The sequence below is a fragment of the Streptomyces sp. NPDC041940 genome (assembly GCF_055589465.1).
Map to the genome: position 1 here is coordinate 1 of NZ_JBVJBP010000040.1, position 24614 is coordinate 24614.

Sequence of the window (24614 nt, forward strand, 5' to 3'; positions counted from 1 at the left end):
ACCCCCCCCCCCCCCCCCCCCCCCCTCTCCCCCTCCCCCCCCCCCCCCCCCCCCCCCCCCCCCCCCCCCCCCCCCCCCCCCCCCCCCCCCCCCCCCCCCCCCCCCCCCCGCCACACGGAATCCATGCGCCTCACGGCGCTACCGGCGGAGACGCCTCAGCGGAGGACGGCTCCTAACGGAGGATTGTTCTCAGCGCACCTCCCGCGCGTACGGCGTGACGGTGATCCGGTCGATCAGCGGCGCGTAGCGGGAGCGGAGCAGTACGCCCGGGAACGTGTCCGAGGCGTAGGTGGTGCCGTCGAAGTTGGGTAGTTCCTCGGAGCGGAAGCCGATCGTGTTGGTCCCCTTCTTCAGCTGCACCGGGACGGTCAGCTCCCAGAAGTTGTTCTGGTGGAAGCTGTGTGGGAAGCCGACGCGCCGCGCGTTGCCACCGTTGACGCTGACGTCGGCGTGCCGGGCGAGCGGGTCGGGATTGTAGTGGGTGGCCTCGGACTGCTCGGGGTTGGAGTAGCGGATGCGCAGCGCGTACAGGCCGGCCTGGTCGGCCGTGACGGTGAACGTCGCGGTGTTGCCGTTGCCGGGGGCGCCGCCAATGCCCGTGATCGCCGTGCCGGCGGTGGCGAGGGAGAGCTGGGTGAGCGTGGCCGAGCCCGCCAGCCGCGCGTCCCCGGCCTCGTACGTGTGCGTCGGCAGCCTGCTCTCCGTCGGGGTGACCGTGAGGCGGTCGACGAGGGTCGTGACCGAACCCCCGGTCACGGTCACCTTGTTGACGCCGCCGGAGAGGGAGACCGCCGCACGGGTACTGCCCTTGGCCAGACGCAGGACGGCGTGGCCGTTGACGGAGAGCCGAGCGCCGGTTCCGCCGAGGGTGTCGACCTTGAGCGTGGCCTCGCGGTCGGCCGGTGAGTAGACCCAGAACGTGGCGGTCTGGCCCTTGGCGAGGCGGACCGCGCCCGAGCCGGTGGCCGCCTTCTCGGGCAGGTCGTAGACGGGCCGCGCCCCGCCGGCCAGCCACGCCAGCTCGCCCTCGTACACCCGCGTGCCCGCCGAAGCCCCGGGGAGGGAGAGCGTGAGGCGGTCGACGATGGCGTCGCCCTGGGTGGCGCGCTTGCCGTCGAGGCTCTTCGCGGCGAGTGTCAGGGTGTGCTTGCCCTTGGTGAGCTTCACCTCGGTGCCGGTGTGGTCCCAGACCACCCACTTGTAGCCGAGCGGCAGGTGCAGTTGCTGCTCGCTGTCCGCCTTGCCGTCCACGCGCAGGAAGACGTTGGTCGGGCCCTGCTCCTTCACCTTGTCGAAGGTGTTGAGGGAGTTGGCGAAGACGCTCAGGTCGTAGACGCCGTCCTCGGGCACGTCCACGGTGAAGTCCAGCGTGACGTCCGAGCCGGTGCGCAGACCGCCGACGTCGTAGCCGCCGGAGGTGTAGAACTTCGAGACGTCCTTGGGCGAGCCCTCCGGGCCGTTCCTCGACCAGCCGGACCCGGTGTGGGCGGCGTCCTCCGCCTCGTACGAACCCTGCCAGCGCACGGGCGGGGACTGGGTGCCCTTCGCCTTCCCGGCCGGGCTGAGGACGATCTCGTAGGCCGAGGACTCCTTCAGCTTCGGCAGTGCCCCGTCGCCGAAGTCGAGCGCGACCGTCCCGTCCTCACCGACCTTCAGGTTTGACTCGGCGAGCAGCTTCGGGCCGGACGAGTCACCCACCTGCCCACTCCACTCGATCTCCCGCACCCAGGCGTGCACGCGCTTGCCGAAGACCTTCTTCGGGACGCCGGCGAAGGTGATGTGACCCTTGCCGGTGGAGCCGCCGAAGACCAGCCGAGACTGCTTCTTCTTCTCGTCGAGCGTGGCGACGCCCTGCATCGTGTAGTTCTCGCCGGGGAACGGCGGGGTCACCTTCACCGTGTGCCCGCTCATCGAGGCGTACGAGTTCAGCAGCCACCACTGGCCGTTGCCGCGGTTGGACTGCACGGCGGAGTCGGAGAGGTTGCCGTCGATGTTCCAGTACGCGATGTCGGCGTCGACCTTGGACTCCTCGATCGCGGACACCCACTGGATCATCTGGCCGGGCACTGAGGTGTGGTAGTTGAACGCGTACTCGTTGATGTTGACGGGGAGTTGGGTGCCTTCCCTGTCGGTGCCCTTGAACAGGTCCTTCTCCCACGCCCGGTACTTGGCGACGCTCTGGCGCACCGCCTCCGGGTGGCTCAGTTCGTGCCAGGTGATGACCTCCGGGAGGGTGCCGGCGGCTTGGGCGTGGGTGAGGAAGCCCTTCACCTGGTCGTACAGGACGCTGGTGTTGGGACCGGCGATGCGAGCGTTCGGCATCTTGCCCTTGATGAGCTCGTGGACCCGGTCCCAGGCAGCGAAGTAGTCGTCCGGGTCGTTGAGCCAGCTGACCTTGTCGTAGCTCCACTCGCCGGTGCCGAACATGTTGCCCTCGGGCTCGTTGAAGGGCACGAAGACGATGTTGTCCTGGTATTGCCTGGGCATCTCCAGGACCTGGTCGACCTGCTTGGCGATCTTCTCCTCGTAGCCCTTGAGCTTCTCCGCGGGGGTGTCGCCCGGCCACTGGTAGGGGAACCCGCGGTAGATATCGGTCATGTAGATGTACACGTCACCGTCGGTGGAGTCGGCCAGCGGCTTGACCACCTCCAAGGCGTCGGCACCGGGGTGCTGCGGACCGTCCTGCGCCTTGGTGGAGACGGTGCGCAGGCCCATGCCCTCCATGAGGTTGTTGGTGGGGACGTCCGGCCCGTACACACCGTAGAGGGTGCCGGAGGCGCCGCCGTGGAACGCGCCGGTGTCCGAGCCGAGGTCGACGGTGAGCTGCCCCTCGCGGACCACGGTGACGGTGGCCCTCACCGCCCGTCCGGCCGCCGTCCCGGCGACGGTGAACGTCCCGGGCCTCGCGTACTTCTCGGACGGTACGGCGTCCCAGGTGACCGGTACGTCCCGGTCGTAGCCGTCGGAGAAGGAGGCGCGGGCGGCCGCCGGGAGGGAGGGGGCGGTCCCGGTGGTGGTACGGACCTCGAAGGACGTCTTCGAGAGCTCCTGGACGGTCGGCACGGCACCGACCGTACCGGCCACCTGCTCGGCGCTCAGCGCCGTGTGCCACACGGTGAAGTCGTCGATCGCGCCCTTGAGGAGGGGGTCCGGGTAGAAGGACTTGCCGATGTACCCGGCGGCGGTGGCCGAGGCGTCCAGCAGGTCCTTGGCCTTGACGCCGGTCTCGGCGGAGGAGACCGCCACGCCGTCGAGGTACGTGGTGAGCCGGCCGGCGGAGGTGTCGAGGGTGACAGTGACGGTCCGCCACCCGCCCGCGGGGAGCGGCGCGTAGCCGCGCACCTGGGCCTCGGCGCCCCCACCGCCGGTGGTCACGGAGCTCTGGAACAGCCCACCACCGTTGTAGGGCGTGCTGAAGAGGTACTTCGTGGTGTTCGTGCCCAGGTCGAAGATCCGCTGCCAGGGCGACTTGTCGCCGCTCCACTTCACGCGTGCGGAGACCGTCAGGTCGGCCGCGTCACCGACCACCGCGCGGGGCAGACGGACGTACGCGCCACTGGAGTCGGCCGCGCCGCCGGGCAGGGCGAGGGCCTTGCCCCCGGCCGTGCCCTCGACGGACCGGGCGGTCGAGCCGTTGACCAGGTCGGCCGTCAGACCGTTGCCGGAACTGTCCGCGATCTTCCCGGAGGCCATGTCGTCCTGGTCGAAGGTGTAGTGGGCGGCGGGCTGGGGCGCCTCCGTCGCCTGCGCGGGGGCGGCCAGCAGGCCCGCGCCGAGCGCGAGCGTCACGGCGGCGGGTGCCCGTCGCCGGGCGGATCTGTCAGCGGATGGCATGGATGACGTCCTCGATCTCTGAGTAGGAGGTTCCGCGAGGAGAGGGTTCCGGGAGGAGGAGGTTCCGGCCGGAGTCGGCCGGCCGCTCGTGCACGGGGTGGCCCGGCGAGGAGAGTGCGTAGGCATGACGATGGCGGTCGAATCGGTTCGATTTGCCAGGCCGCAGGCATGTCTCCGGACGGTGGAGGCGGCCGCTCGCCTGCTCGGGGGTACGGGAGTAGCCCGGGTTCGCCGGAAGGGATCACTTTGTCGAACCGGTTCGCGAAGCTAGCACCGGGAAACCCGCCCAGCAATCCCTCCGGCAGAAGGATGTCCCCGGTCTTCGGACGGATCGAGAGAGTGTGGTCCAGAGTGTTGACAGGCATTCGGGCAGTTTCTACCTTCGCTTCACGCGAACCGGTTCGGCAACCGGCCGTCGCGCCCTGTCCCACCCCTCACCCTCACGACCGGCGAGCGCTCTCTCTTACGAGGTGTCGAACCGGTTCGAGCCAAGGAGCCGCCGTGAACATCGGTGAGATCGCCAAGCGGGCCGGTGTCTCGCGGAGCACCGTGTCCTACGCGCTGAGCGGCAAGCGCTCGGTGTCGGAGGAGACCCGTCGCAAGATCCAGCAGGTCATCGACGAGTTGGGATACCGGCCCAACGCCAGCGCGCGAGCCCTGGCCAACGGCCGCACCAGCACCATCGGCCTCGTCTTCCCGCCCGCGGGCAACCACTACACCGGGATGCAGCTGGACTTCATCGGCAGCGTGGTGGAGGCCGCGGCGGTGCACGACTACGACGTACTGCTGTCGCCCAGCGGTGTCGACAGCGACCGTTCGTTCCAGCGGCTGCTGGGGGAGCGGAGGGTCGACGGGGCGATCCTGATGGAGATCAGGCTGGAGGACGACCGGGTCGACCACCTGGCCAAACTGGACTTCCCCGCCGTCGCTATCGGCCGCACCGCCCACCCGGAGAACGGCTGGTGGGTGAGCCTGGACCACACCGCGCTCGCCGCGGCCTGTGTCCACCATCTCGCCGACCTCGGCCACCGCCGGGTCGCCTTCGTCAACCGGCCCGAGCAACTGCTGCGCGCCGGGTACGAGTCCGCCCACCGCGGCCTGGACGGCTTCACCAAAGCCGCGGCCGAGCGCGGGCTCACGGTACGGACGTACTGCTGCGGGGACGACGCGGCGTCCGGCCAGGCGTGCCTCGAGCGGATCCTGCACGACGACCCGGCCACCACCGCCCTGGTCACACTGAACGAGGCCGCTCTGGGTGGCCTGTACCGGGGGCTCGCGAAGGCGGGCCGCCACGTACCGCGTGACTTCTCCGTCACCGGAGTCGTCGCGAGCCGGTGGGCCGAGACGGTCACCCCGCAGCTCACCGCGGCGGACGTGCCGGCCGAGGAGATGGGCCGGCGCGCGGTCGACCTGCTCGTCGAGCGGATCGAGCACCCCGCCGGGCCGGGCCGCCACCACCTGCTCGCACCGCCGATCTCGCTGCGGGCCAGCACCGGGCCAGCGACCGGCACCTCCTTCCCCGAAGCCTGACCGCACGGCGCAGCCCCCTCACTTCTCTCCCTCCTCACGAGCACCCGACCCCCTCACCCTCGCCGGTCCGGAGTGCCCGCTTCCCCTCAGCCACCACTCCCACGGCACCCGTGTGCCCAGAACGAAAGGACCCGCCATGCACAGCTCCTCAAGGCGCCGGCTCACCGCGGTGGCCCTGTCGGCCGTCGTCGCCGTCACCGGTGCCGCCTGCTCCTCCGGGTCGGGCAGCGCCGACGCGAAGGGCTCGGACAGCGGCACGTACACCGTCTGGGACCCGTACCCGCAGTTCGCCAAGGGCTCAGCCTGGGTGAAGCTGCTGGACGCGTGCGGTGCCGAGGCTGGGGTGAAGATCAAGAGGACCGGCTTCGACACCAGCGACCTGGCGAACAAGGCACTGCTGGCCGCCCAGCAGGACAACTCCGCGGACGTCCTCATCGTCGACAACCCCGTGGTGTCGACCCTGGCCGAGGCGGGCGTCCTCACCAGCACCGAGGACAACAAGCTCGACACCTCGAAGGTCGACCCCAACCTGCTCGCCGCGGGCCAGTCAGGCGGCAAGACCTACGGAACCCCGATCGGCGCCAACACCCTCGCCCTCTACTACAACAAGAAGGTCCTGAAGGAGGCCGGAGTGGACATCGCCTCGGTCAAGGACTGGAAGTCGCTCACGGCGGCGCTGGCAAAGGTCAAGGAGGCGGGCAAGAAGGGCATCACCTTCTCCGCGATCGGCACGGAGGAGGGCAGCTTCCAGTTCCTGCCGTGGTTCTGGGGCGCGGGAGCCGAGCTGACCGAACTGGACTCCGCGCGGGCCGCATCCGCCCTGTCGCTGTGGAAGGACTGGCTGAAGGAGGGCTACGCCCCCAACTCCGTCATCAACAACACGCAGACCACCAGCTGGCAGGAGTTCGCCGGCGGCGAGTACGCCTTCGCCGAGAACGGCACATGGCAGCTCGCCAACGCGAAGAAGGCCGGCTTCGAGTACGGCGTCCTGCCGGTACCGGGCGCCGACGGAGGCAGCGCCGCAGCCCCCACCGGTGGCGAGTTCGTCACCATCCCCACCCAGGGCGACACCGGCCGCTACGCCACCTCCAAGAAGCTGGCGACCTGTCTGACCAGCAGCCAGAACCTGTACGACACCGACACCACCCTGTCCTACGTGGCCCCCACCAGCGAGGTCCAGGCCAAGCAGGTCGCGGCGAACGCCGAGCTGAAGCAGTGGGTCGCGGCGGTCAAGGCGGCCAAGGGACGCACCAGCGACGACCTGGGCACCAAGTACCCGAAGATCTCCGAGCAGCTGTGGAAGGCCGTCCAGTCCACCCTCAGCGGCGCCAAGTCGCCCAAGGACGCACTCACTTCGGCGCAGGCCGCGGTGAAGTGACGAGGGCCCGATGAAGCAGACGACCCACCCGCCGGACCACCTGTCCGCGCACGTCCGGAACGGGGCGGCCACCGCCGCCCCGCCCCCGACCCCCGCGCGCGCCCGGCGCCGTCCGACCTCCCCGCAGTGGGCAGCCTGGGGGTTCCTCGCCCCGGTGACCCTCTACCTGGCCCTCTTCTACGCCTATCCGCTCTACCGCAACCTCGACCTCAGCCTGCGCGACTACTCCGTCCGCTCCTTCGTCCAGGGCAACGCTCCCTTCACCGGCATCGAGAACTACCGGACCGTCTTCGACGACCCGACCTTCGCCCCCGCCCTGCTGCACACCACGCTCTTCACCGCCGTCTGCCTGGTCTTCCAGTACGTCATCGGCCTCGCCCTCGCGGTCTTCTTCACCCAGCACTTCCGGCTGTCGGCGACCCTGCGCGCGCTGTTCCTGGTGCCGTGGTTGCTGCCGCTGATCGTGTCGGCGTCCACCTGGTCGTGGATGCTCAACAGCGAATCGGGCGTCGTCAACGCCGCCCTGCACGCCCTCGGTATCGCCCCGGTGAACTGGCTGACCTCACCGTCCTGGTCGCTGACCTCGGTGATCATCGCGAACATATGGATCGGTGTCCCCTTCAACCTGGTCGTGCTCCACAGCGGCCTGCAGTCCATCCCTGCGAGCCTGTACGAGGCCGCCGCCCTCGACGGCGCAGGCGCCTGGCAGCGCTTCTGGCGCATCACCTTCCCGCTGCTGCGCCCGGTGTCCGCGATCACCCTCCTCCTCGGCCTGATCTACACGCTCAAGGTCTTCGACATCATCTGGATCATGACCAAGGGAGGCCCGGCGGACTCGTCGACCACCTTCGCCACCTGGTCCTACCAGCTCGGCTTCGGCAATCTCCTGCCCGCCTTCGGACCCGGCGCGGCCGTCGGCAACCTGCTGGTCGTCGCCGCCCTGGTGTTCGGCCTGATCTACCTCAAGGTCCAGCGAAGGCAGGCGCTGTCATGACCCGACGCACCGGTCGCACATGGTGGAAGACCGCTCTCGGACTGCTCCTGACCGCAGTCATGCTCTTCCCGGTCTACTGGATGCTCAATGTGTCCCTCACTCCCGACCGGGACATGCGCAAGAGCCCACCCGACCTCTTCCCCGGCCACGGCACACTGGACGGCTACCGCACGGTCCTCCACGAGCAGCTGCCCTATCTCGGCACCAGCCTCGTCATCGGTCTGGGCACCGTCGTCCTGACCGTCGCCCTGTCCGCCCCCGCCGGCTACGCCCTGGCCAAACTGCGCCCACGCGGCGGCGCCATCCTGAACTTCGTCCTGCTGGCCGCCCAGATGATCCCCGGCATCATCATGGCGATGGGCTTCTACGCCATCTACCTCAGCCTCGGCCTGCTCCAGTCCGTCCCCGGCCTGATCGTCGCCGACTCCACGCTGGCCGTCCCCTTCGGCGTCCTCATCTTCACCGCGTTCATGTCCGGCGTCCCCGGCGAACTGCTCCAGGCCGCGAAGACCGACGGGGCGGGAGCCCTGCGGACCTTCTGGTCCGTCGTCCTGCCGATGAGCCGCAACGCCGTCGTCACGGTGTCCCTGTTCGCGTTCCTGTGGTCCTGGTCCGACTTCGTCTTCGCCGGGACCCTCGTCAACGGCGGCGCCCACGAGCCGATCACCCTCGGCATCTACCACTACATCGGCAACAACAACCAGGAGTGGAACGCCATCATGGCGACCGCCGTCGTGGCCTCGCTGCCCGCCGCGGTAATCCTCGTCCTCGCCCAGCGCTACGTCGCCGCCGGAGTGACCGCCGGGGCCGTCAAGGACTGACCCGGGGGCCGACTCCCTCCCCCTCTCCCCGTCACACCGAGCCGCCTGCGCGTCAGCCGGCCGGTGACCCTGCTCGAGAAACGAGTCAGCGTCATGACCGCCGCCCGATCCGGCCCGGCCTTCTCCGTCCACGACATCCCGTTCAGCACCCACGGATCCTGGTTCGACATCTCACCCGTGGTGGCGGAGAAGACCTACGCCGAAGACCTCCACCTCGTCTCGCACCAGAACGGCATGCACGCCGTCCTCTCCCTCGTCCCGCTCGACCCGGCGACGGGCGACCGGGCCGAAGCCCGCGTCGAGACCACACCGGGCCTGCTCAGCTGGACCGGCGCGGGCGGACGCATCGACCTCACCTACGAGTCGCCCGACACCGTGCGCCTGCGGGGAAGCGGCCTGGGCATCGGCGTTGACGCGGCCGCGCGGACCCTCACCCCGTTCAGCGGAACGTACTTCTTCCGCGACCCGGCCGCCGACGCGTACGTGTTCACCTCCTACGAGACCGGACGCCGCTACCGCGTCACCGTGCTGTCCGGCACCGTCACCGACGCCGGCACCCAGAGCCTGGGCGGCGGCCACCGCGGCCTCACCATGACCGCGGAAGCGCACGGTCCCTGGGAGATCGCGATCGAGGAACTCGACACCGCACGCCCGCCGTACGCGTCCCCGGCGGCGTTCGACGCGATCACCGAGTCCGAGCAGCGCTCGTTCGCGGAGTTCGTCGACCGGGTGGCCCCGTGGCGCTCTTCCGCCACCTCCGCCGCAGAACTCGCCGCCTACGTCGTCTGGTCGGCGACCGTACGCCCCACCGGGCTCGTCACCCGGCCCGCAGTGCTGATGTCCAAGCACTGGATGGACAAGGTCTGGAGCTGGGACCACTGCTTCAACGCCCTCGCCCTCGCACCCGGTTGCCCCGACCTGGCCCTCGACCAGTTCGCCCTGCCCTTCGACCACCAGGACGACAGCGGCGCCCTGCCCGACTCCGTCACCCACTCCGAAGTCCTGTACAACTTCGTCAAACCGCCCATCCACGGCTGGACCTCCGGCCGGCTGCGCCGCCGCCTGCCGACCCCTCCCAGCCCCGCCGAGCTCGCCGAGACCTACGGTCGGCTGGAACGCTGGACGGGCTTCTGGCTCACCGCCCGGCGTGCCCCCGGCGCCGACCTTCCCCACTACCAGCACGGCAACGACAGCGGCTGGGACAACGCGACCACCTTCGACCCCGCGCGGGTCACCGAATGCGCCGACCTGGCCGCCTTCCTCGTCCTCCAACTGCACGAACTGGCCGACCTGGCCACCGCATTGGACAAGCCGGACCAGGCACGCCGGTGGACACAGGCGGCCGAGGAGACGCAGGCGGCGCTGCTCGACCGGCTCTGGGCCACCGACCGGTTCGTGACCCGGGCGGTCGACACCGGGGACACCTGGAGCAGCTCCAGCCTCCTCGACCTGATGCCCGTCGTCCTCGGCGAACACCTGCCCGCCGACGTCAGCAGCACGCTGGCCGACCACATCAAGGCCCACCTCACGCCGTACGGTCTCGCTACGGAACTGCCCACCTCACCGCACTACCTCGCCGACGGGTACTGGCGCGGCCCCATCTGGGCCCCCGCCACCGTCCTCATCGAGGACGGCCTGCGCCGCGCCGGCCACGAGCGCCTCGCGGACGACATCAGCGCCCGCTTCCGCGCCCTGTGCGAAACCCACGGCTTCGCCGAGAACTTCGACGCGCTCACCGGAACGGGCCTGCGCGACCGCGCCTACACCTGGACCGCCAGCAGCTACCTCCTCCTCGCCGAAGCACACGCACACCGAGACGCCCGCTGACCGGCCGCCTCCCGCACCGACCCCGGTTCGGTGGGTGTGGCGGCCGTGTGGGTGGGAGGCTTTCGGCGTGGCTTATCAACCTTCCCCTTCGGTTGCCGGCTCCTGCCTTCCTCCTTTGTCGCGGCCTCAGTCGGCGGAGGCGCGACGTGTTCGGGCGGTCGAGCTCTTCGAGGACGGCGTCTCGAATGCGGAGATCCGGCCGGCTCGGATGGAGCCTGCAGCGGCCTGAAGGGGCGTGAGGCCGGGCCCAGCTTGCGCTTTTGTGCGGGGCCGGCTGGAACGGTCGTGCAGCCCTGCCTCCCCGCTGTGCGCCGGCGTCGCAGCCACTTGTGGGCCGTAGCCCGCGAGATACCCATCTCGGCGGCGACATGAGCGACGGCTCGGCCTGAGCGGACACGCTCGATCAGCAGCCGCCTGCCGTGAACGGTCAGCCGGGCTTTGTCGGGCTGCGGGAGTGTTGAGGTGCTGCTCAGCACAAGTGCAGGTGCTTGATCCTGGACCTGGAGACGACCCCTCGTCAGGCCGCGGTGTCGGCCCGGGGCGTTCGGTATTGCCGCAGGGGCGTCAGCTCATGGCCGCGTCTTCAACTACGCCGGACCGCGCCGAGCTGGGCCCGGTTGAGGCCGGGGGCGGTGAACCGCTGCGCCACCGTGCGTAGGACGCGGGCCATCGCCTGGGCGGGCGGGGTGGCGGGGCGTGACGTGGCGCGGGCGAGGAGGATGCGGCGGGTGGGGGCCGGGACGTCGGAGGCGAAGGGCAACAGGCGTACGTCGCTGCGGCGGCTGGTGAGGGCCAGGCGGGGGGCGAGGGCGATGCCGAGCCCGGCGGCGACCATGGCCTGTGCCTCCTGGTAGTCGTGCGAGGAGTAGGCGATCCGCGGCTCGAATCCCGCCTGTCGGCAGCTGCGGCGCAGGACGTCGGCTACGGGGTGGTTGTCGGCGCGGATGATCCACTCCTGGTCGGCGAGGTCGCCCAGGCGCACGGAGGGATGGGTGCGCAGGGGTGAGTCGGCGGGGACGACCAGCACCGTGGGGTCGTCCAGGAGGTGGGTGAGGGTGAGCGCCGGATCTTCGAGGCGGTTCCATTCGTAGTCCCAGAGCAGCCCCTGCTCCACTTCCCCGGTGTGCAGCATCTCGCGGAGCTCCGCGAGGACCCCGGCGCGCACCTCGATGCGGATTCCGGTGTGGCGGCTGCGGAAGCGGGTGAGCGCGAGCGGCAGCAGGGAGGCGCTGGCTGTGGGGAAGGACCCGAGCCGCAAAGTGCCCTGGTCGAGGGCGGTGAAGGAATCCAAATCCGCCTGGGCGGCGCGCAGTTCACGGCGGATCACCTGACCTCGTTCGCTCAGGGCGGCGCCCGCCGGGGTGGGGCGGATCCCGCGCGGCAGCCGCTCGATCAGGGGCTGACCGGCCTCCTGCTCCAGCAGGGACATCTGCTGGGAGGCGGCAGAGGTGGTCATGCCCAGGGCCTCCGCCGCGGCGGTGAGCGAACCGCGTTCGGTGGCCTCGGTGAGCAGCAGCAGTCGGCGCACGTTCAGCATGTCTGTGACTTTAGCTGAGCTAAACCCAGGTGAAGCGAACTGCGATTGTTCCGAAGTCACGCCTCTGCGAAGGTCTCCGCAATCGCCGAGCGGTTCACCGGCCCGCAATGCGCCCGTAACCACCGCCTCGGCCCTTCCCCTCCCTCTCGTTGATCAAGGAAGAGCTCAGACGTGCACACTCCCGCGACCCTGGTGCGTGGCGGCACCAGCAAGTGCTGGCTGTTCAACCAGGTCGACGTCCCCGCCGACCGCCGCGAACTGGAGAAGCTGCTGGTCGCCGCCTACGGCGCCACCGATCCCGGGGAACTGGACGGCGTGGGCGGGGCGACCCCCACCACCTCGAAGGCGGCGGTGGTCAGCGCTTCCCTCGAACCCGGCGTGGACGTGGACTACCTCTTCGCACAGGTGGGCATCGGCACGGGCTCGGTCGAGTGGACGAGCAACTGCGGCAACTGCGCCACGGGGGTCGCCCTGTACGCGGTCGCAAAGGGCATGGTGGCGATCACCGGTGACCGGACTCGTGTGGTGATGCGCAACACCAACACCGGCGCGGTCCTCGAAGGGATCGTGGACACCACCGGTGGCGTCGTACACCACTTCGGCCGCCAGACCGTGCCCGGCACCCGCGCCGGCGGCGTCGCAGTCGGCCTCACCTTCCGCGATCCGGCCGGCGGCACCACCGGTTTACTGCTCCCCACCGGGCAGGCCGCGCAGGACCTGCCGGTCGCTGCCGCCGAGCCGGTACGGGTGAGCATGGTGGACGCCGGAGCACCCGTCGTCCTCGTCGACGCCCTCGAAGCAGGCCGCACCGGCGCCGAACCCCTGGAGCGGATCGGCACCGACGTGCCCTGGCTGCGCTCCGTACGTCATACCGCCGCACCACTGATGGGGCTGCTCGAGCCGGGCGCGGAACCGGGCGACGCGGTGCCCAAGGTGGGCCTGGTGGGTCCGCCGGTGCCGTACACCACCACCCTCGGTGAACCGATCACGGCCGAGGACTACGACATCTCGGTGCGGATGCTCAGCATGAACGCCCCGCACCCGGCGATCGGCCTGACCTCCGCCGTCGCCGTCGCCGCGGCCGGGCTCGTCGAGGGCTCCGTGGTCCACCGGACCGCGGGCGGCCCGACCGAGGAATGGCTGCGACTCGGCACACCCGCCGGCATCGTCGCGGTCCGCTGCACCGACGTACAGGACGGGCTGCCGCAGCGGGTCACCGTGCAACGCGCGGCACGGCTGCTCGCCGACGCCCGTATCTACGTCCCGGAAACAGGACACGTCCACGTCCCGCAATCAGGACGCATGCAAGCCGCCTGAACCGGGACGAACATCACCTCGGTCGGCCGGTCCCCAGCCGTCCGCACCGGGATACCCTCGCGCCCTCGGGGCGCGCTCCTCCCCATCGCACCAAGGACAAAGATGTCTGCTGAAGTGATCTCCATAGGCGCGCTGCTGGTGATGTTCGTGGTCGGCACAGTGCTGCCGATCAACCTGGGCATCCTCGCCTTCGTCGCCACCTTCACCGTCGGCACCGCCTCGCTCGGCCTCACCGAGGACGAGATCTTCGAGGGGTTCCCGGCGAAGCTCTTCGTCACCATCGTCGGGGTCACCTACCTGTTCTCCGTCGCCCGCCGCAACGGCACCATCGACTGGCTCGTCGCGGCCGGGGTACGGCTGGTGCGCGGCAAGGTCGCGCTCATCCCCTGGGTGCTGTTCCTGGTGGCCGCCCTGCTGACGGCGTTCGGCACCTTCACTCCCGCCGCGGTCGCGATCCTGGCGCCGATCGGCATGAACTTCGCCTACCGCTACAAGCTCAACCCGCTGGTCGTCGGCATGATGGTGATCAGCGGCGGACACGCGGGCGCGTTCTCCCCGCTCGCCGTGTCCGGTGCGCTGGTGCTCGGCCTGGTCGACAAGACGGAAGTGCACGTCTCCGCGGTGACGCTGTTCAGCGCCAGCTTCGTGATCAACCTGGTGCTCTCGGCACTCACCTACGTACTGCTCGCCAAGCGCCCCGCCCCGCTGGCCGAGGAATCCGAGGAGGCGGCCGAGGACGAGGACCTCGCCGTGTCCGGCAGGCCCGACTGGCGCCAGTGGCTCACCCTCGCCTCCCTGGTGGCCCTCGTGATCGGCGCCCTCGGCTTCCACCTGGAGATCGGCTTCCTGGCCCTGGCGGCCGGAGCCCTGCTCGCCCTGGTGGACATGAAACGGCAGGAGAAGGCCGTGGACGGCGTCAGCTGGTCCACCCTGCTGCTGGTCGCGGGCATGATGACCTACATCGCCATGCTGGAGAAGGCCGGCATCATCGAGAACATCTCCGAACACGCCGCGAACCTCGGCGCCCCGATCGCCGTCGCCCTGCTGCTGTGCTTCACCGTGGCCATCACCTCCGCCTTCGCTTCCTCCACCGCGATCCTCACCGCGATCATCCCCATCGCCGTACCGCTGCTGCTCTCCAGCCACCTCAGCGCCGCCGGACTGATCGCCGCACTCGCCGTCTCCACGACGATCGTCGACACCTCACCCTTCTCCACCAACGGCGCACTCGTCCTCAGCAACGCGCGCGGAGTGGACCCCCGCCGCTTCTACCGCCAGGTCATCGGATACACCGGCGGCATCGTCGCCCTCGGACCCATCGTCGCCTGGGGCGCGCTGGTCCTGCCCTGGTCATAGAGAATGAGTCCATTGATTTAACAGTTGCCAATTTTTTGACATCTGTCTAATCTCTGAGTCATGCAGGATCGACAAGCCCGCCGCGTGCTCCGCTCTCGCGCCGCCCTGATGGAAGCCGCCGTCCGCCTGGTCTCCGAGCGCGGCACCACCGCCCTCCCCGTCATCGACCTCTCCGAGGCAGCCGACGTCAGCAGGCAGCTGGTGTACATCCAGTTCGGGGACCGCGACGCGCTCCTCGTGGCGGCCGCGACCGACCTGGTCGAGCGGGACCTCATCGCCGCCGAGGCGGGGAACGACAGCGCCTCGCCCCAGGAGCGCCTGCTGGCCATGACCCGGCACTTCGCCCGGCACCGGCCCTTCTACCGCGCGATGCTCACCGGGTCCTGCGCCTTCCCGATGACCCGAGCGCTGAACAGGCTGTTCGGTTCGCTGATCACCGCGGCGGGCCTGCGGGAACAGTTCGGCGATCTCGACGAGACCACGGCCGAGGATCTGAAGGCCCTGGTCACGGGCGGGACCGGCGCGATCGTCAACGACTGGGTGATCGAGGCGGAAGACCCCCTGGTCCCCGAGGAACTGGCGGCCCGCCTGCTGCGCCTCACCTCGGCGCTCACCCACAACCGCCCTACGCCCGCTCCCGCACCAGGAGGGCACCCCTGATGAACCTCGCCAGCCACATCGTCCAGCGCACCCTGCGCCTCCCTCCGCCCGCCACCAGGAACCTGACCATCGAGCGCGATCTGCGCGTGCCGATGCGCGACGGGGCCGTCCTGCTGGCCGACCGCTGGATTCCGAAGTCCGGCGGCGACGGCCTGCCGACCGCCCTGGTCCGTATTCCCTACGGCAGGGCCGGCCTGGTCGGCGGCCAGATGGCCAGGCCGTTGGCGGAGCGGGGCTTCCAGGTCCTCATCCAGAGCACCCGGGGCACCTTCGGCTCCGAGGGCCCCTTCGACCCGCTCCGACGGGAGCGGGAGGACGGTCTCGACACCCTCGACTGGGTGATCGAACAGCCCTGGTTCGGCGACTCGATGATCCTCTACGGCCCCAGCTACCTCGGCTTCGTCCAATGGGCCGTCGCCGACGCCGCGCCGCCCCAGGTCAAAGCCATGATCCCGGTCGTCTCCGAATCAGCCCTCACCCTGGAGTTCCTCCGCGCGGACGGCTTCTCCCTGGAGACCCCATTCGGCTGGGCCGTCCAAGTCGCCGGGCAGGAAAGGAAGTTCGCGATGCCCCGCGCGATGCTGGGCGCGAAGAAGGTCCGGCGCGCCCTGCACACGCTGCCCCTGAACCAGGCCGACACCGCCGCCATGGGCCACCGCTACGACTACGTCCAGAACATCCTGGAGCACGACGACACCACGCAGTTCTGGAAGGGCCTCGACCATCGCCACCGGGTCGCCGACATCGACGTGCCCGTGAGCAGTGTCGGCGGTTGGTACGACATCTTCCTGCCGGGCCAGCTCCGCGACCACCGCGTACTCCAGGAGGCCGGCCGCACTCCCCTCCGCCTCACCGTCGGCCCGTGGGGACACACCTCGTTGGGTGTGGGTCCCGCGGCCTTCGACGAGGCTCTCGACTTCGGGCTCGCCCTGTGCCGAGCGGAACAGCCCCCGGAGCGTGCGCCGGTGCGCCTGTACGTCATGGGCCAGGAGAAGTGGCGCGACTTCCCCTCCTGGCCGCCCCCGGGATACGAGCCACAGCGCCTCCACCTCCAGCCGGACGGCGGCCTCTCCCCCGACACACCACCCGCCGACTCATCCCCCGACACCTACCGCTACGACCCCGCCGACCCAACCCCCGCCGTCGGCGGCGTCCGCATGGCCTTCGGCGTCAAGACCGGCCACGTCGACAACACCGCCCTCGAAGCCCGCCCCGACGTCCTGACCTACACGACTCCCGCACTGAACAAGGACGTCGAGGTCATCGGCGAGATCAGCGCGGAGATCCACTTCCGCTCCAGCCTCCCCCACGCCGACGTCTTCGTCCGCCTCTGCGACGTCGACGAATCAGGCCGCTCCACCAACATCTGCGACGGCCTCACCAGCCTCACCGACGCCGACCACACCACCCGCGCCACCGTCCAACTGTGGCCCACCGCCTACCGGTTCAAGCAGGGCCACCGCATCCGCGTCCAGATATCCAGCGGCGCCTTCCCCCGCTACAACCGCAACCCCGGCACCGGCGAACCCCGGGCCACCGCCGCCGCGCTCCGATCAGCGGACCAGCACGTCCTCCACGACGCCGCGCACCCCTCCGCCATCGTCCTGCCGATGTGGCAGGGACCGCAGGACTCCTCCCAGTAGAAATCTATGACTACAAAAACTTAGCCGGTACAGTGACGTCACGCTCGGGGACGTCACCGAGCCGGTCCTCGCCACCACGACAGGGAGACCCGATGCCCAGCAAGGCGCACCAATGGCTGACCGACCGGGTACAGGCCGGGCGTGGCCGACCTCCCCTGACGCTCGCCGAGGAGCGCGCGGCCGCGGTGGCCAACGCGGCCCACACGCCAGTACCGGAGGGCATCACCGAATCGGCGTTCGCCGGCCACGAGGGAGCACTCCTCTTCGAACCGGCGGAGCCTCGTGAGGACGTGGTCCTGTTCCACATCCACGGCGGCGGGTTCCGCAGCGGTTGTGCGGCAGGGGCCCGGTCCGTCGCGGGGCTGCCGGCCCTGCGCACGCGCGCACGGGCGGTGGCCCCCGAGTACCGGCTCGCGCCGGAGCACCCCTTCCCCGCCGGCCTCGACGACTGCGCCGAGGCCTACGCGGCCGTGCGTGCCGCGTATCCCGACGCCCGGGTCGTCGTGGCCGGCGACTCCGCGGGAGCCGGCCTGGCTGCCGCGCTCCTGCTTCGCCTGCGGGACGCGGGCGACACGTCACCTGTCGCCGGGGTGCTGTACTCCGGAGTTTTCGACCTACGGCCGGAGAACTACCTCTCGGGCAGCTGGGCCGAATGCGGTGGCACCGACGCGATCCTGCGGAGGGAGCGCGGGCCGGAGATGGCCCGGGAGTACCTGGCAGGACACAGCCCGCAGGACGCTCAGGCGTCCCCAGCCCTCGCCGATCTCACCGGCCTGCCTCCGCTCTTCGTCCTCGTCTCCGGTTCGGAGCTGCTGCGGGACGACTCGTTCAACCTGGCCCGGCGCGCGGGCGGTTGCGGAGTGGAGACGGTCCTGGAGATCTGGCCGGCGATGCATCACGCCTGGCCCGTCTGCGGGGTCATCCTCCCCGAGGCCCTGGAGGCCTTCGACCGGGTCGCCGCCTTCGTGGAGCGCGTCGCGGCCGGGCGCGTGGTCAACGGGCCCGGACTGGCCGACGATCCGGGGATCCTGGCCCAGTTGCCGCACTGAGCCGTGGAGCCATCGGCATGGAGCGGAGTAGGGACGATCCGGTACGCCGGTGCGGGCAGCCCGCCTGATTCTCGCTCGGCCATCTGCTGCTGCCCATCGCGCTCGTCCTCACCGGCCGCTTCGTCTTCTGCGACACCGTCACCCGGATGCAGTGGATCGCCGTCGGCATCGCCACCACGGCCGTCGTCCTGAAGGTCGCAGCAACCCAAGCCGTCAGCTGGGTCACCCTCACCATCTGGATCGCCTACGCCGCCTACCTCGCCGTACTCAAGTACTTCCATCTCGACAACGCGGCCGCGTTCGCGGCCGAGTGCGCCGTCCTGAGCCCCGTCGCGTTGGCGGTGACCGCGTCCGGCGCTTCGTCGCGCTCACCCTCGGCGACGCATCAAAGGCGCGGACATCGTCGTCTACTCACTGCTGTCCGTGGCCCTCCTCCTTCTGGCTGTCCAGTCCCTGCTGTCCCTGCGTGGCCTGCGCGCCGCACGCTCGCGAGCGACGCGAGCCTTCCCGGCACCGGCAGATCGACCGAGTCGGGCCGGCGCGGCGCGAATCGATTGAGTGACCTGCGCATGGCTGTGACGACCGGCCCGTCCCGATCACAGCCCGGGTGTGCCCATGGGGAAGGAAGCTGGTCAGCCCATGCCTTGAAGACGCCAGATCTGGTTCCTCTTGTTGTTCAGCGCGCTCGCCGGGTCGCAGGTCCACTGGTGGATCTTCGCGCCGGGCGCGGTCGAGACCTGGCTGACGTCGACGCACTTTCCGCTGTGCACGGCGACCAGTTGGTAGTCCTTACTGTTGCCCAGCGCGGTGACGGGGTTGAGGGTGAACATCTGGCTGGTGGCGCCGTTGCAGGTGTACTGGCCGACCGCCGCACCGTCGACGGTGGCCGAGCCCGCGACGCCGAGGCACTTGCCGCTGTGCTGGTTGACCACGGTGTAGGTGTTCGGTCGGCCGGTGACCGGCTTGAAGTCGAGCATCTGCTGGTAGCCGCCCTCGCAGTGGTACTGCTGGTACTGCGTGCCCTCGGCGGTGCTGAGATTGGTGTCGTCCAGGCACTGACCGCTGTGCTGGGCCACGGCCACCGTGGAGTCGGTGGTGTTGGAGGGCGGCAGCAGTGTGACGGTGTAGCCGTCGGCGGCGTCCGTCCACGGCACGCTCACCGAGGCCGAGTTGCCGTTGACCGGCAGGATCCGGTCGGAGACGGTGACGGGTCCGCTCACCGCGCCGCCACCGTTGTTCGGTATGCGCTGGACGACGGCGCGGACCTGGCCGTTCTCGACGACGGAGGTGGTGTCCAGGCGGTTGAGGTTGACGGTGACATTTCCGGTGTTGCCGTTGTTGCCCAGCAGGATCTTCGCGTTACGGGCGCCGTTGTCCTTGGTCGCCAGACCGTCCGTGTTCGTCCCGGGCGCGAAGTTCACGATGTTGCCCGTCTGCGAACCGTAGTAGCGGTACAGGAACCACTCCCCCAGTGGCAGGTACTGACTGCCGGTCCTGGTCAGCAGCTTCGCCTGGAAGTCGTGCAGGTTGGCGCCTCCGGCCCAGTTGGCGCGCAGACCGTCCGCTCCCGCGCGCTCCAGGCGTGAGATGTACCAGCCGCCCCGGCCGGGGTTCTGCTCGTTGGTGCCCGCGTACTCGTTGACCTGGAACGGCCGGTTCGTCGTCATCGCGCGGGCCGACAGCTTGGCCCTCAGGGTGCTGCTGTCGGCGACCGGGTCACCGGGGAGGTCGTGCCAGCTGTAGACGTTCGGCTGGACGTTGTTGGCCTTCACGTAGTCGAGGTACGTGTTCCACCAGGTGTTGGCCGCCGTGGGCCGGCCGCAGGTGCTCGCGCCGACGATGACAGCGCCGGGGATGCCGGTCCGGATCTTCTGGTAGGCGCGCTTCCACATCTCCAGGTACTGGGGCTGGCCGGAACCCCAGAACATGGCGCAGTCGGGCTCGTTCCAGATGTCCCACTGGATGTCGGTCATGCCCGCGGCCTTCACGTCGGACAGGAGGCGGTCGTAGAAGGCGTCGAATCGGGACCAGTCGCCGTTGTCACCAGGGAAGGTGGGCGTGGTCGTGCCGTCGGCCCCCCACAGGTCGTGGGGCAGGATGACGAACGTTCCGCCCAGCGCCTTGGTGCGCCTGTACTGGGCGAGCGTGGAATTCCAGCGACGGTCGTATTTGCCTGCGACCCATCCGCCCGGGCTGTCCAGTTGGGCGCCGCCGGCCCGCATGAACTTCCACTTGATGTCCTTGTAGAAGTGGTCCTGGGGCAGCGAACCGCTCTCGGTCATCCCGTAGATGGTGCCGGACGCGCGGTAGGCGGGGGCGCCCCCGGCGGTGGCGAAGTCGACAGCGACGGTGGTGTCGGCGGCCTGGGCCGTCGTCCCGGGGAGGACGCCGGCGGCGATCGACGCGAACAGGGTGGCGAGCGCGGTGGTCCTGCGCAGGCGACGGCCGTTGCGTCTGGGCGGAGTGGGGATGCAGGTCGAGTTCATGTGATCTCCCGAGGTTCAGATCTGGAGGTCGAACCGGTTCGCGCAAAGGGAAGTTAGGAGCCGACGGGTCGAGTGTCAATGCCTCGCACGGGTCCGCCGTTTCCTGAGTTCCACTCGCTGAAGCTGTCGTTGCGAGCAGTCCTGGGCAACACCGCGTTCCAGCGAACCGGTTCGACCACCTGGCATCGGGCGCAAGTCTCAGTCGGACGCGTCAAGGCTGGAACGCAGTACGACCGGCTTCAGCAGGACGGCCGCGACGATGCCGAGGGCGGCGACACAGGCGGCGATGAGGAAGATGTTTCCGGTCGCGGCGCCGTAGGCGACGCTCGCGCTCTCGTGGTCCTGTGCCATCCGCTCGCTGACCTGACGGGTCAGCACGGCGCCGAGCACGGTGACGCCGCACGTGCCGCCCAGGGAGCGGAAGAAGGTGACTGTGGAGCTGGCCGTGCCGATGTCCTTGAGCGGGACGGAGTTCTGCACGACGAGGATGAAGTTCTGGAGGGTCATTCCGACGCCGGTGCCGATGCAGAGCATCGCGACGCTCATGAAGACCAGCGAGGTCCTGTGGTCGATGGTGCCGAGCCCGGCGAACCCGGCCGTGAGCAGGACCGTGCCGGTGAGGACGAAGGGCTTGAGCTTCCCCGTCCTGCTGAGGAGCCGGCCCGCGAGGATGGAGGAGACCAGCAGACCGCCCATCATCGGGATCGTCAGCATCCCCGCCTGGGTGGCCGTGTAGCCGCGACTGATCTGGAAGTACTGGCTGAGATAGACCGATGCCGAGAACATGGCCGTGCCGGCAGCGAGACTCCCGAGGATGGCCAGTACGGTCGTGCGCTGTTTGATGATGTTCAGCGGAACGACGGGTTCGGCGGCGCGTGTCTCGACCCACAGGGCGACGGACAGCAGGACCACCGCGCCGCCGACCATGGCCGCGGTCTGCCAGGACGCCCAGGCGAACGAGCCGTCGACGAACGAGATCCAGATGAGCAGGATGCTGATGCCCGAGGTGATCAGAGTCGCTCCGAGATAGTCGATCTTGACGTTCTCGCGCCGGACGACCGGGAGGCGCAGCGTCTTCTGGAGCAGGATCAGCGCGGCGACGGCGACCGGAATGCTGATGAGGAAGCACCACCGCCAGCCCAGCCACGACGTGTCGACGATGAAACCGCCGAGCAGCGGACCGCCGATGGTGGACAGGGCGGTCACGCTGCTGAGGTAGCCGCTGTACCGGCCGCGTTCGCGGGGCGGGATCATCGCCGCGATGGCGATCTGGACCAGGGACTGCGCGCCGCCCACGCCGATGCCCTGGACGGCACGAGCGGCGATGAGCTGCCCCGCGGACTGACTCAGCCCCGCCGCCACCGATCCCACGATGAAGATGACGACGGCGGTCTGTACGAGCGTCTTCTTGCTGAACAGGTCGGACAGCTTGCCCCAGATCGGGGTGGTCGCGGTCGTGGTGAGCAGGGTCGCGGTGACGATCCAGGTGTACTGCGTCTGTGAACCGTCCAGCGCACGGACCATCTTGGGGAGTGCGCTGGAAACCACGGTGCTGCTGAGCGTCGAGACGAAGAGCGCGATGAGCAAGCCGCTGAGGGCCACCAGGACCTGTCGTTCGACCTTGGGCGGTATGGGGTCGGTGGCGGACTCGTTCACTGCGGCCGTGCTCATCGCGTGGGCTCCAAGGACTGTCGGAGAGGGGAAAGGGCTGACTCTTCGGACCGGCGGCGGTCCGTGCCTACACGATCACTGTGCGGACGCCCTCCCCTCGTTCGAGCAGGTCGATTCCCGTGTTGACCTCGTCGAGACGGATACGGCGGGAGACCATGGTTCCGAGGTCGAGTCGGCCGGTCTCGGCCAGCCGGATGTAGCGGGGGAAGTCCCGGAGGATCTGGGAGCCGCCCACGACGGAGCCCTGGATCCGCTTGCCGTTGAAGATGGCCGAAGCGGCCGGAAGGGTCAGGGTGGCGTCCGGCCCCGGAGGCATCCCGATATAGGTCACCGTGCCCTCCAGCCGTGCCATGTCGAAGGCCTGCACCAGGAGGTGAGGCAGTCCGACGGCTTCGAAGGAGTGGTCGGCGCCGCGCCCGTCGGTGAGTGCGCGGACCTGCTCGACCGGATCGCCCTCGGCCGGGTCGACGGCATGGGTGGCGCCCACCCTGAGGCTCGCTTCACGGCGGCCAGGTGACAGGTCGACGGCGACGATGGTGGCCGCGCCGGCGATGCGTGCGCCCTGGATGACCGACTGGCCCACACCACCGCAGCCGATGACGGCGACGCTCGATCCGGCCCGGACCGCGGCGGTGTTGAGCGCGGCACCGAGGCCGGTCGTCACACCGCAGCCCAGGAGGGCGAGTTGTTCGTCGGGCAGATCGGTGTGTACGGGCACGATGCTCGCCTCGTCCACGACCATGGCTTCGGCGAACGAGCCGCAGCCGCAGAGGGCCGGCGCCCTCCTCCCGTCGGGCAGGTCGAACCGGGGGACGAAGCGGTTCGCCTTGCGCTCACAGTGCTGGGACATCGTGTTGACGCACCACCAGCACACTCCGCAGGCTGGGGAGACGGACGCGAGCACCCGGTCGCCGGTCCTGACCCTGCGCACGTCGGGGCCGACTGCCTCGACCGTGCCGCAGGCCTCATGGCCGGGTACCAGGGGGTCGGCCCGTTCGGCGCGGTTGATGGCGGTCAGGTCGGTGTGGCAGATGCCGCTTGCCGCGACCCGCACGAGGACGTCCCGTGGGCCGATGGCAGGGGTGGGCAACTCCTCCAGTACCAGCGGACTGCCGGGCTCGTAGGCCACTGCGGCCTTCATCGCGGGCCCTCCTTCGATGGCGGAACGAGCGTGGCGGGCACGCCGATGGTGTGGGGTTCGAGGTACTGGTGCAGGCCCTCGACACCGAGTTCACGGCCGAGGCCCGACTCCTTGAACCCTCCGAAGGGCACCAACGGCTGAGGTGCGATACCGCCGTTGACCATGGTTCCGCCGGTGCGGAGCCGCCGGGCGATCGCCAGGCCCCGCTCGGGGTCGGCCGACCATACGCTGCCGGACAGGCCGTAACGGGTTTCGTTGGCAAGGCGGACCGCGTCGTCATCGCCGTCGTGCGGAATGACGCACACGACCGGCCCGAAGATTTCCTCCTGAGCCACCCGCATGGAGTTGTCGACGTCGCCGAGGACGGTGGGTTCGACGTACCACCCCTTGGGCAGATGGCTCGGGCGTCCGCCGCCCGTGACGACTCGGAAGCCCTCCTCGGCCGCCAGCCCGATGTAGCGCTCGACACGGTCCCGTTGCCGCTCGGCGACGAGCGGGCCCACTACGGTCGACGGGTCGTGCGGATCCCCGACCGGGATGCCCGACGCCTTGGCCGCGGCAGCGTCGAGCGCCTCCGCGTACCGCGCCCTGGGCACCAGGATCCGGGTGATGGCGGCGCACACCTGCCCGGAGTTGTGCATGCTGCCACGGACCAGGCTGGGGACGACGGTCTCCAGGTCCGCGTCGTCGAGGACGAGAGCCGCGGACTTCCCGCCCAGTTCCAGGGAGACCCGCTTGATCTGGTTGCCGCACAGGCTCATGATCCGCTTGCCGGCGGCGGTCGAGCCGGTGAAGGCGATCTTGTCGGTACCGGGGTGGGTCACGAGGTGTTCTCCCACCTCGCGGTCGCCGGGCACCACGTTGACCACTCCGGCCGGCACGCCCGCCTCGTGGAGCGCCTCGGCGAGGATGTAGCTGCTGAGCGGCGCCTCGGGCGGTGGTTTGAGCACGACGGTGCAGCCGGCCGCCAGCGCCGGAGCGACCTTCCACGCGGCCAGCGTCACCGGGGCGTTCCACGGCACGATCGCCCCGACCACGCCGACCGGGTCCGAGACCACCAGGCCTGTGCGGTCTCCGGAGCGCACCACCCGGTCGAACTCGAAAGTGCGGATCAGCTCGGCGTAGTAGTCGAAGACCGCGGCGACCGTGCCGGTCTGAAGCGGTGCCTGACCGCAAGCGACGCCCATCTCGTCGACGAGCACCTCGGCGATCTCGGCGCCGGGGGGGGGGGGGAAGAGGGGGGGGGGGGGGGGGGGGGGGGGGGGGGGGGGGGGGGGTGGGGGGGGTGGGGTGGGGGGGGGGGGGGGGGGGGGGTGGGGGAGGGGGAGGGGGGGGGGGGGGGGGGGGGGGGGGGGGGGTCTCCCCCTCCG

The 24614-nt window shown here is 70.0% G+C and carries 16 protein-coding genes and 1 pseudogene; 10 read left to right on the forward strand and 7 right to left on the reverse strand.

Annotated features, from left to right (window positions below; translation table 11 throughout):
• Window positions 1-189: 189 nt before the first annotated feature.
• Complete coding sequence (locus ACZ6I3_RS38945; RefSeq protein ID WP_469421063.1) at window positions 190-3834, reverse strand: LamG-like jellyroll fold domain-containing protein; 3645 nt, start codon at window positions 3832-3834, stop codon at window positions 190-192.
• Window positions 3835-4335: 501 nt separating this feature from the next.
• Between ACZ6I3_RS38945 and ACZ6I3_RS38950 the strand changes: the two genes are divergently transcribed.
• From ACZ6I3_RS38950 to ACZ6I3_RS38970, 5 genes are all read left to right on the forward strand, one after another.
• The gene (locus ACZ6I3_RS38950) at window positions 4336-5364 is read left to right on the forward strand and encodes a LacI family DNA-binding transcriptional regulator (protein ID WP_469421064.1); all 1029 of its coding nucleotides are present in this window, start codon (window positions 4336-4338) and stop codon (window positions 5362-5364) included.
• Between the two features lie 136 nt (window positions 5365-5500).
• Window positions 5501-6742: a sugar ABC transporter substrate-binding protein gene (locus tag ACZ6I3_RS38955; protein WP_469421065.1), complete on the forward strand. Its 1242-nt coding sequence runs from the start codon at window positions 5501-5503 to the stop codon at window positions 6740-6742.
• Between the two features lie 10 nt (window positions 6743-6752).
• Window positions 6753-7736: a carbohydrate ABC transporter permease gene (locus ACZ6I3_RS38960; RefSeq protein WP_469421066.1), complete on the forward strand. Its 984-nt coding sequence runs from the start codon at window positions 6753-6755 to the stop codon at window positions 7734-7736.
• Window positions 7733-8557: a carbohydrate ABC transporter permease gene (locus tag ACZ6I3_RS38965; protein ID WP_469421067.1), complete on the forward strand. Its 825-nt coding sequence runs from the start codon at window positions 7733-7735 to the stop codon at window positions 8555-8557. The genes ACZ6I3_RS38960 and ACZ6I3_RS38965 overlap by 4 nt, the downstream gene beginning before the upstream one ends.
• A gap of 93 nt (window positions 8558-8650) precedes the next feature.
• Window positions 8651-10384, forward strand: coding sequence for an amylo-alpha-1,6-glucosidase (locus ACZ6I3_RS38970; RefSeq protein WP_469421068.1), 1734 nt, complete (start codon window positions 8651-8653; stop codon window positions 10382-10384).
• A gap of 243 nt (window positions 10385-10627) precedes the next feature.
• Here ACZ6I3_RS38970 and ACZ6I3_RS38975 read toward each other — a convergent pair.
• Both ACZ6I3_RS38975 and ACZ6I3_RS38980 read right to left on the reverse strand, forming a co-directional pair.
• Window positions 10628-10857 (reverse strand): annotated as a pseudogene (locus ACZ6I3_RS38975) (helix-turn-helix domain-containing protein); the annotation flags it as partial.
• Between the two features lie 110 nt (window positions 10858-10967).
• The gene (locus ACZ6I3_RS38980; RefSeq protein ID WP_469421069.1) at window positions 10968-11921 is read right to left on the reverse strand and encodes a LysR family transcriptional regulator; all 954 of its coding nucleotides are present in this window, start codon (window positions 11919-11921) and stop codon (window positions 10968-10970) included.
• A gap of 171 nt (window positions 11922-12092) precedes the next feature.
• On the opposite strand from ACZ6I3_RS38980, the gene ACZ6I3_RS38985 reads away from it, so the two are divergent.
• The 5 genes from ACZ6I3_RS38985 to ACZ6I3_RS39005 all read left to right on the forward strand — a co-directional run bounded on the left by ACZ6I3_RS38985 (window position 12093) and on the right by ACZ6I3_RS39005 (window position 17946).
• Complete coding sequence (locus ACZ6I3_RS38985) at window positions 12093-13238, forward strand: PrpF domain-containing protein (protein WP_469421070.1); 1146 nt, start codon at window positions 12093-12095, stop codon at window positions 13236-13238.
• Window positions 13239-13340: 102 nt separating this feature from the next.
• Window positions 13341-14594, forward strand: a complete 1254-nt coding sequence (locus ACZ6I3_RS38990) for an SLC13 family permease (RefSeq protein ID WP_469421071.1) — start codon at window positions 13341-13343, stop codon at window positions 14592-14594.
• 60 nt (window positions 14595-14654) lie between these two features.
• Window positions 14655-15254: a TetR/AcrR family transcriptional regulator gene (locus tag ACZ6I3_RS38995; protein ID WP_469421072.1), complete on the forward strand. Its 600-nt coding sequence runs from the start codon at window positions 14655-14657 to the stop codon at window positions 15252-15254.
• Entirely contained in the window at window positions 15254-16897 is a 1644-nt protein-coding gene (locus ACZ6I3_RS39000) for a CocE/NonD family hydrolase (RefSeq protein WP_469421073.1), read from the forward strand. Before ACZ6I3_RS38995 ends, ACZ6I3_RS39000 begins: the two co-directional genes overlap by 1 nt.
• Window positions 16898-16989: 92 nt before the next feature.
• Complete coding sequence (locus tag ACZ6I3_RS39005; protein ID WP_469421074.1) at window positions 16990-17946, forward strand: alpha/beta hydrolase fold domain-containing protein; 957 nt, start codon at window positions 16990-16992, stop codon at window positions 17944-17946.
• 632 nt (window positions 17947-18578) lie between these two features.
• Here ACZ6I3_RS39005 and ACZ6I3_RS39010 read toward each other — a convergent pair.
• The 4 genes from ACZ6I3_RS39010 to ACZ6I3_RS39025 form a co-directional block, all read right to left on the reverse strand.
• Complete coding sequence (locus ACZ6I3_RS39010) at window positions 18579-20432, reverse strand: RICIN domain-containing protein (protein WP_469421075.1); 1854 nt, start codon at window positions 20430-20432, stop codon at window positions 18579-18581.
• A gap of 198 nt (window positions 20433-20630) precedes the next feature.
• Window positions 20631-22103 carry an MFS transporter gene (locus tag ACZ6I3_RS39015; protein ID WP_469421076.1) on the reverse strand — a complete coding sequence of 491 codons (1473 nt, stop codon included), beginning with the start codon at window positions 22101-22103 and terminating at the stop codon, window positions 20631-20633.
• A gap of 67 nt (window positions 22104-22170) precedes the next feature.
• Window positions 22171-23244, reverse strand: coding sequence for a Zn-dependent alcohol dehydrogenase (locus ACZ6I3_RS39020; RefSeq protein WP_469421077.1), 1074 nt, complete (start codon window positions 23242-23244; stop codon window positions 22171-22173).
• The gene (locus ACZ6I3_RS39025; protein ID WP_469421078.1) at window positions 23241-24446 is read right to left on the reverse strand and encodes an aldehyde dehydrogenase; all 1206 of its coding nucleotides are present in this window, start codon (window positions 24444-24446) and stop codon (window positions 23241-23243) included. Before ACZ6I3_RS39025 ends, ACZ6I3_RS39020 begins: the two co-directional genes overlap by 4 nt.
• Between the last annotated feature and the right edge of the window lie 168 nt (window positions 24447-24614).